The sequence below is a fragment of the Shewanella sp. UCD-KL21 genome, from assembly GCF_001957135.1.
Classification (GTDB): Bacteria; Pseudomonadota; Gammaproteobacteria; order Enterobacterales; family Shewanellaceae; genus Shewanella.
The window spans coordinates 129,950-139,312 of record NZ_MPHK01000012.1; the positions used below are offsets into that span (position 1 = coordinate 129,950).

A 9,363-nucleotide genomic window follows, 5' to 3' on the forward strand; every position below is an offset into this window, starting at 1 on the left:
CTAAAAAGGCAACCACAGCTCTAGCGCACTTTTTATGTAACTAACATTGCCCACCCACATTTTAAGGTGAGCAAATTAAAATTCAGATAAGCATATATCAATATATTTAGGAGTTAGAAATGACAAAACCAGTCATCGGTTTCATCGGTCTTGGCCTTATGGGCGGCAACATGGTTCAAAACCTACAAACACGTGGTTACCAAGTTAACGTTATGGATCTTAACCAAGATGCAGTTGATGCAGTTCTTGCTCGTGGCAATGCTACCCAATTCACTTCTGGTAAAGAATTAGCAGCTGCTTCTGATATCGTTCAATTTTGTCTAACAACCTCTGCTGTTGTTGAAAAAATTGTTTACGGTGAAGATGGTGTGCTAGCGGGCATGAAAGAAGGTACTACATTAGTAGACTTCGGTACTTCAATCCCTGCTTCTACAATCAAAATCGGTGCCGCTCTGGCTGAAAAAGGCTGTGGCATGATCGATGCGCCGCTTGGTCGTACTCCTGCTCACGCTAAAGATGGTCTTTTAAACATCATGGCTGCTGGCGACATCGATACATTCAACAAAGTTAAACCTGTTTTAGAAGAGCAAGGTGAAAACGTATTCCACCTAGGTAAATTAGGTGCAGGCCATACAACTAAGTTAATTAACAACTTCATTGGTATGACTACTGTTACTGCTATGTCTCAAGCGTTTGCAGTTGCAAAAGCTGCAGGTGTTGACGGTCAGCAATTATTCGACATCATGTCAGCGGGTCCTTCTAATTCACCATTCATGCAGTTCACTAAGTTCTACGCTGTAGATGGCGAAGAAAAACTAGGTTTCTCGGTTGCTAACGCTAACAAAGATCTTGGTTACTTCTTACAAATGGTTTCTGACTTAGGTACTGAATCGCCAATCGCTGAAGGGACTTCTAAAGCTCTACAAGCAGGTGTTGATGCTGGCCTTGGTCAAAACGACGTGCCGGTAATCTTCGACTACTTCACTAAACTAGAAAAGTAATTCGACATTACCTTATAAGTTTTGTAAAAGATAACTATAAGTTAGACACTAAAAAGCCGTTGATAATCAACGGCTTTTATTTTTTAAACACCCTCGATTCAGTCGCTTTAATCTACTGAACATACTCTTAGCTAACTGCCTTTAAAGGTATCACAACTTTCCATATCACCACTGGTAAAACCAACTTGAAACCATGTAACTCGTTGCGCCGAACTGCCGTGGGTAAATGAATCAGGACTAACATAACCTTGTGATTGCTTTTGCAAGGTATCATCACCAATTGCACTTGCTGCCGTTAAGCCCTCTTCTACATCACCTGCTTCAAGTAACTGACGGCTATTATTAGCATGATTTGCCCAAACACCAGCAAAACAGTCTGCCTGTAGTTCCTGCTTCACCGAAAGTTTATTGCCCTCTACTGCGCTTAACTTACTGCGCGCGGCATGAACTTCATTAGAAATCCCCAGCAAAGTTTGTATATGATGGCCCACTTCATGGGCAATGACATATGCTTGTGCGAAATCCCCTGGAGCATTGAACTGATTTTTTAACTGCTCAAAAAAACTCAGGTCAATGTAAACCTGTTGATCAGCAGGACAATAAAATGGTCCCATCGCCGACTGCGCCATTCCACAAGCCGATTTTACTGCATCACGAAACAACACTAAACTTGGCTCTTGATAGGTCATGCCCCGCTGCTGAAATAAGCTAGTCCAGGTTTCTTCCGTATCCGCGAGAATAACCGATACAAAATCAACCTGCTCTCTTTCTGCTGCGGTTTCAGTTAATGGCGTAGTAGAAACACCGCTAGATGCTCCTTGTTGTAGCCCAAGTCCACCTAACATATTACCTAGATTGCCGGTAAATAATCCGTAAGCGCCCACACCCACAATCAGTATCGCGGTTCCTTTAAACCCAAGCACCTTAAATATCATAGGTAGCAGTCGTAAAATGCCGCCACCACCTCGGCCAAAGCCGCCTGCACCAGAAACTTGCGTATTACGACGATCTTCTACATTGCTACTTTTACGCTTACCACGCCAACGCATAAAGCTACCCCGACATAATTACAAACATGCACTTTAAAGAAATCATTAATGCCATTTTCAACTAGATTGAACGCCCAAAGTCCCTCAACAGCATCAATAAACATAGCATAAATAAACTAAACTAGAGCTTTAGATAAATCTTCAACCACATAACTAAAACTGATTGTGCATATCGTTTAATGCTTGATGCAATAAATCGTCATCATTGTCTTGGTTCACATCATGTTGCTCTATCGAATCGTCAATAGGGTTCTGCTCATCCAGTGGATGATGATCATTTTTATTATCATCTAAAGGGTTTTCAAAAGCGTCTACCTGATTGGCATCTAACATATCGGCATCTGGTGCCACTAGTGTTTCCGCCACATGAGCTAAATCATTCACTACTGTTGCTTGTGGGGTTGGATTCATATCAGCATGACTAACGCCTACCATCTGTAGATAGTGATCAATAGGAGAACTCGCACCGGACTGGTTAAGTGAATGAGCAGCTTCGGGATGCTTGAGGCTGTTTTCATCATCACCGCCAATATGCGCTAACGCCTCATCAAATGCAGGTTCATCTTCAGTGATGCTTGCGCTAAAAGTCATTATGTCGTCAGGTGCGTCGTGCATATCCGCTGTTGGTGGCGGAGCCACAGACGTGTCAGGTGTAACGGTCATAGCAACAAGGTGAGTAGAGATTTGATTATGACCACTATGTCCATGAACATAAGTCACATCTAGATTCACTTTGACATCGACATTTGACGCATGCGCATCATGATAAACAACTTGAAATACGTCATGATGCTCTTCTGAAGTAGTTTGCCCTGCCCAATGGCTACCTCCGGCATCCTTGTTACCAGCGGTTGGCGCTTGACTATAAACATAATCAACGTGACCGGTATCAGGGTCGATAGTTAAGGTGCCATATTGACCTTGCAAACTGGTTGAAGTATGCCCGTGACCATCTGTAATAGCCCAACCGCCGCTGGGTAAATTAGGCGTGAGCTGTTGTATTAATGGTGGCACGATTAAATCACCCGAAATATGCGAACCAATGCTACCGCTACCAGTTGCTGTCGGAGGAGCCTTAAAGCTCAACGTAGGTACAGGGTTAGCACTATCGCTTATATACAAAGGGCTGTGTATTGATGCTAAATTCCCCGCTAAATCTTGAACCGATGCGGTGATATCAACCGTTCCCCCTGGCAGCGCCTGAACCTCCGCTGCGGTTAATGAAGTGTGCCAAGCGCCTTGAGTTACCACGGCTTGATGCTGCTGACCCGCAATCGTTACTGTAACCGTTTGCCCATCTTCAACGCCAGATACTGTACCGGTTATATCAATCGCTTGCTGGTGTTCGCTGGCGTCAATGATGTTGTCGCTGGTGATTGGGTTAACCCTAATGGCTGCGTTAGTATCGGTGCTGTAGTGATGATTATCCGCCGCAGTAGCGTTGTTTCCTGCTGTATCCTTTATGGTGACTGATGCACTAATGTTGGAGTGGTTGCTTAGTTGATTGGCTGGGATGTCGATTGAGAATCTATGTTGTGCATCCACGGCGCCAGTGTATGTGTGTGTGCCTAGTGTAAGGGTGATATTATCGCCAACGCTGACTTCACTCCCTACAGTACCTGTGACTGGCACGCTGCCACTGAGCTCGGCCTGATTGAGCACGTCATCAGCAGTGATAGGGTCAAGGCTAATGTGTGGCGCTGCTATATTAGTGTCTAGCGTAAAATCAATACTGGTGGCTGTTGATGCGTGCCCAGCGCTGTCAGTTTGCCTTACCTGTAGCTGATTAAGTCCCTCGACAGGAGTAAATTGGCTGCTCCAATGAGCACCACCATCTGTGGAATACTCCACCTGCATTCCAGCGGTTTGACCTGAGATGCTAAGCGCCCCATCTTGAGTGATCAAGTCTGTTGCCGAGCTGCCGGTATCATGGGCCAGCGAGACTGCTAATGGCGCAATAATGATCGGAGCTTGATAAGGGTCTATATGAATATCTAAGTTGTTCTGACTATTGTCTGCATAATCTCCATTTGTGTCCGTCACCCGATAGATAAGATTAGGTACTTGCCCACTAAATTGACTGTTAGGGGTAAAGCTATAATCGCCGTTGGCTGAAATTGCAATAAGCCCAACACCAGTAATGTTATGAGTTTGCCCTGCTTGAACCGTCACGTATTGGTGTGTGGTTGGATCTTTAAATTGCACATCATGAAGCACTAAGTGTGCACCATCATCAATATCCTTAGCCCCCTGCAGTAAATTTCCAGTAACGGGGCCGCTGTTCTGCTGAGAATGAGGGTTAAAACTATGAAGGATTGGACGGTCACTGGTGCCAGTAACGACGACTTGAGCTTGCTGCTGCGATGTTAGCGCATTGCTACCTGCCCCTTGTTGTAGCTCATACTTAATGTCAACTTTTAAGGCGACGCCGTTGGCCAAATGGTTGTAGCTATTGTGCGCCGGATCGACCTGTAATGTATGGCCATCGCTTGCTAGCATAAAGCCATCGGGTACCTGATTAGTGTAATGAACGCCGTCGGTCGAAAATTGCATGTGGCTTACTGTGCCACTGCTCAGTCCACCGAGTAAATCGAGAGATTTACCCGCTCCACCTTCATTAACGCTCAAGCTCGGTGTGTCATCATGGCCATGAATTTGAACATTAATGGTGTGGCTAGCAGTGCCATCTGGAGAGGTAACCGTAAAGGTGTCAGTCACCACTTGGCCATTAACCAAGCCATTGGTTGGTGCTAAGTTGTTGTTTAGGTTGTATGTCCAGTGGCCATCGGCATCAAGGCTGAGCTCGCCATATTGACCCGCTAACTGACTGATTGTGGCAAACTGATTTTCGCCACTGTCGACATCTGTCTGTGTTAACTGCCCCGTCAGACGACTCGTTGCACCATCTTCGAAGATATCGACGTTTGATGATGCTCGTGACTGGCCATTAATAAGAGCGGAATCATTCACCGCCGCAAGAGTCGTACTTGCACTGGTGTGGGTTATTCCGCCGTGGGCATCTTTGACGTCATAGGTAAAGTGGACCGCGCCGTTATAGTTTTTCTCTGGCGTGAAGGTAAACGTGCCATCGCCATTAATTAATATCGAACCATGGTCAGACTGAAGGTTTTCAATGGTTAGTTTACCGACGTCATTGGCATCCACATCGACAGTATTTGCCAACAGTTGGGCGGTAGTCAGCGTTTGGCGTGTATCTTCGCTACCATTTGCCAGCACCACTTCAGATGAACAGTAAGGTCTGTCGTTACTGCCATGAATGGTGATAACAATGTCATGGGTGGTGCCGTCTTTCGAGCGGATTGTGATGGTATCGGTGAGTGACTGCCCATCCCCCAATTTATCAATGGCCGTTCCTGCAGTACCGGGCATGGCACCATTATGCCGACTACCTGCATTGACATTATAGTGCCAGTTGCCGTCCGCGTTTAAAATAAGGCGGCCGTAACTGCCGTGATAAGTGTAACCCTGAGTACCTACTTGGTTAGTATCAAATTCATTTTCACCGGTATCTAGGTCTGTGATATTTAATTTCCCATCAGCGTATAACATGGCGCCGGTTAAATGCCCCATGCCTGCATGGGCTTGGTCGGGTGACATATCTTTACCTGCTGTGTTTTCAGAAACATCGCCAGTATCAACACCAGTTATGATTGCGGCATCATTTGAGCCCTGCACGTTGATTTGAATATGCTTAGTTGCTGTTGAACCATCGCTTGAGATAGCGACAATATCAAAACCTTCTGCTTGGTTTTGCCCAGCGACGAGGCGGTCGGCTTTGCTTGGATCTACATCGTAATGCCAACTACCGTCTCTTTTTACAGAAAACGTCCCGAAATTTCCGGCCAGAGTTCGCGCTTCAAAATGCACGCTGTCATCTTTATCAACATCGTGTGCTTGTAATGTGCCCGATAGGGAGGTTTTTTGATCTTCAATGGCAGTGCCTATCGATGCTGTTAATGAATCAGGAGTATCGATAATGACGCTATCTTCTGTTCCTCGAATCGTTGCGGTAATTGGAATACGGGAGCCATCAGCGGTGATCAATGTCATCGAATCAGTTAGAGTTTGCCCATCTTTGAGTTGTTGTATTTCAGCGTGATTATTATTTGCGATATAAAGCCATTTATTATGTCCATCACCAGCATGTGTGGTCACAAATGAACCGTGAGCACCCTGTAAGGTCATTGTAAAATTGGCGGGTACGTTATGCTCAACACCATTAACTTCAATTTTGACAATTTGCGCATCTGCTTGACCATCGGTGTCAGTAATATCAAGATTTTTCCAATAGGAAGTTAACGTATGAGAAGCGGGACGGCTAAGATGATCTTCAACCACTTCGTTGCTAGATAACGCACTCGCAAGTACTGAAGCATCATTGACAGCAACTAAATTGATCGTTGCGTCTGTGTGTGTAGCTCCGCCGTGGCGATCAATGACATCATAGGTAAAGTGCACATCTCCGTTGTAGTCTTTTTCTGGCGTAAAGGTGAAACTGCCATCGGTATTGGTGCTGATTGTCCCATGATCGGCGGTTAGGTTATGGACTCGAAGCCAGCCCCGATCGTTGTTATCGGCATCACTGGCATGGGCTAACAAATCCTGTTGGGTTAAGATAACCTGTGTATCTTCATTGGCTTGGGTCAACACAAGTCCACTGGTTACAGTCGGTGCATCGTTACTACCGTGCACGACGACAGTGACCGTTTTACTCACTTTGCTCCCATCGGTTGATATAGCCTCAACGGTGAAATGCTCGTTCCATTCATCACCTTGCCCTAATGCTCCTGCTTTTGACTCATCGACAATGTAGTGCCACTGACCATTGGCATCTATTGAGAACGCACCATATTTCCCAGTTGTTTGAGTAATGGCCCAGCTCACTGAATCATGCGTATCGATATCATGAGCCTGTAGTTGACCGCTGACTTGTGCGCCTGTTGCTTGATGCTCAATCACATCACCAATATGATTGGGTGAATCGATGATAACGTGATCTTCGGTCCCTTTAATTTCGACAGATAAGGACTGGCGAGTGCCATCAGGGGCGACTAAAGTAATACTTTCGTGTAAAGATTCTCCTTCTTTTAAGCCTTGAATTGAAGTGTTTGTATTATCGCCGTTATAGAGCCAAGCGAGTTCACCTTTGTGAGCACCAGAGGCGACAGTGATTAATTCAAATTTACCATATTGGGTATCGATATCGATGGGCGATCCGACTTGCCAAGAGTAGGTATTCCCTCCAAATTCAATGTTAACGTGATCGACTTTATTGTCAGTATCGGTAATCGTCAATTGATGCCATTGTGACATTGAATAACTATTGCCGCCAAAATTACCATAAGAGCTCACTCCTGGGTCAACATCTTCTTTGGCTGCTGCTGTGGTAATTCCACCAAATACTGTATGGTCATCGACCGCTGCTAAACTGGTCGTTGCCCCTGTATGTGTAATACCACCATGAGCATCTTTGACGTTATAGCTAAAGTGCACATCACCGTTGTAGTCTTTCTCTGGGGTAAAGGTAAAGGTGCCATCGGCATTTGACGCAATTGAACCGTGGTCAGCCTGTAGGTTTTCAATGGATAATTTGCCAATATCGTTGTCATCAATGTCGGTAGTATTGGCAAGCAATTGTGCAGAGGTGAGGACAATTTGGCTGTCTTCTAAGCCATTGGCTAAACGTACTTCAGCTGTTGCGACGGGGGCATCGATGGTGCCGTGAACGGTCACTGTGATATCTTTATGTGCACTGCCATCGATAGATTCAACGGTAAAGGTTTGCTGGAAGCTTTCCCCTGCGCCTAAATGTTGGACTTTATCATTGTCAATATTGTATGACCAATGGCCTTGTGCGTTGATACTGAACTGACCACCTTCGGCGGTGGTGATAGTTTGTGGGATAAAACCGGCTTGATCATGATCGGGATCGATCACATTTAGCGTACCGCCACTGCTGAGCTGGTTGGTGGTATTCCCGAAGGAGGTGTGATCCTCGTAAACATGATTGTTGATGCTCGAGTAGGGCGTCACTGCAATTTTTGCTTGGTTATCTTCGCCCGTTACCTTCACCATAATGGTTAGCTTCTGACCATCGCTCGTTTCGACTTCGTAGGGAAGCTCCATCGACTCACCAGCATGTAGGCTACTAATGAGATCGTCCGCATGGCGATTGGTGCCTGCATTTAGACTGAATTGATAAGTGCCATTAGGCCAAACATCAAGGTGCCCAGGCTCAAACCCTTGACCTAAATATTTTCCGCTAAAAACAAACTGAGTGTTATCACCACTATCAGGATCAATCAGCTGAAGCTGGCCTCTATAGGATTTAAATTCACTATCAAGCGCTTGTGTTTCAGTAAGCTGAATGACATTAGAGACCAGTGTCGCTTTATCGTCTGTCCCAGCAATCGTAAGCGTGGCGGTTTGTTGCGTACTTCCACCATGACCATCTTCTACTTGATAGGTGATAGCCACCTTTTGCGACTGACCATTTGCTAAATGATTAAATGCGGCATCAGTGGAGTCAACAATCAACGTATGCCCATCAGCACCTAAGGTAATGCCCGTTGGCAGTTGACCCGACTGAGGTTGACCATCAATGGCATATTCAAGGTGGCTGACGCTTAAAGCATCGCCGTCTTTATCTGTGGCACCTACTAGCAGATTGAGGGTGTGATGATTATCGGCCCCCTCACTGACGCTGTCTGTTAAAGGCGTCACATCAGGGTTGTCGTTAACCGCAGCTAAGTTGGTGGTTGCGCCGGTGTGGGTCACACCACCGTGGGCATCTTTGACGTCATAGCTAAAATGGACATCGCCGTTATAGTCTTTTTCTGGGGTGAAAGTGAAGGTGCCATCGCCATTAATTAATATCGAACCATGGTCGGCGTGTAGGTTTTCAATGGTTAGCAGTCCGGCATCATTTTTATCGACATCGACGGTATTCGCTAACAATTGCGCTGTCGTCAGAGTTTGGCGTGTATCTTCGCTACCATTTGCAAGCACAACTTCAGATGAACAGTAAGGTCTGTCGTTACTGCCGTGAATGGTGATGACAATATCGTGTGTTGTACCATCTTTTGAATGGACTGTAATCGTATCGGTTAAGCTTTGGCCTTCACCAAGCTGGTCAATCGCGGTACCACGCGTTGTGGGTCTAGCACCTATACCTGATAGATGCCCAGCATCGGCATGGTAATGCCAGGTGCCATCGGTGAGTAAGATTAGATCGCCATAGGTGCCGTGATAGTCGTAACCATTGCTGCCTTGGCGTTCAAATCCTGACTCGC

Annotated in this window: 3 protein-coding genes; 1 reads left to right on the forward strand and 2 read right to left on the reverse strand. The window is 45.8% G+C overall.

Annotated elements, in window-relative coordinates:
- The first annotated feature begins 119 nt into the window (after positions 1–119).
- A complete protein-coding gene (locus BM739_RS12425; protein WP_076541060.1) occupies positions 120–1,001 on the forward strand; it encodes an NAD(P)-dependent oxidoreductase in 882 nt (293 codons plus the stop codon).
- Positions 1,002–1,132: 131 nt separating this feature from the next.
- On the opposite strand, the gene BM739_RS12430 is transcribed toward BM739_RS12425, so the two are convergent.
- Both BM739_RS12430 and BM739_RS12435 read right to left on the reverse strand, forming a co-directional pair.
- Positions 1,133–2,050 carry a neutral zinc metallopeptidase gene (locus BM739_RS12430; protein ID WP_076541062.1) on the reverse strand — a complete coding sequence of 306 codons (918 nt, stop codon included), beginning with the start codon at positions 2,048–2,050 and terminating at the stop codon, positions 1,133–1,135.
- A gap of 153 nt (positions 2,051–2,203) precedes the next feature.
- The coding region (locus BM739_RS12435) for a VCBS domain-containing protein (protein ID WP_139326882.1) at positions 2,204–9,363 on the reverse strand (7,160 nt) is incomplete at its 5' end.

What these genes read in the sequence shown, in the direction of transcription:
- BM739_RS12425 (WP_076541060.1), top strand. Translation starts at nt 120, where the DNA reads ATGACAAAACCAGTCATCGGTTTCATCGGTCTTGGCCTTATGGGCGGC.
- BM739_RS12430 (WP_076541062.1), bottom strand. Translation starts at nt 2,050, where the DNA reads ATGCGTTGGCGTGGTAAGCGTAAAAGTAGCAATGTAGAAGATCGTCGT.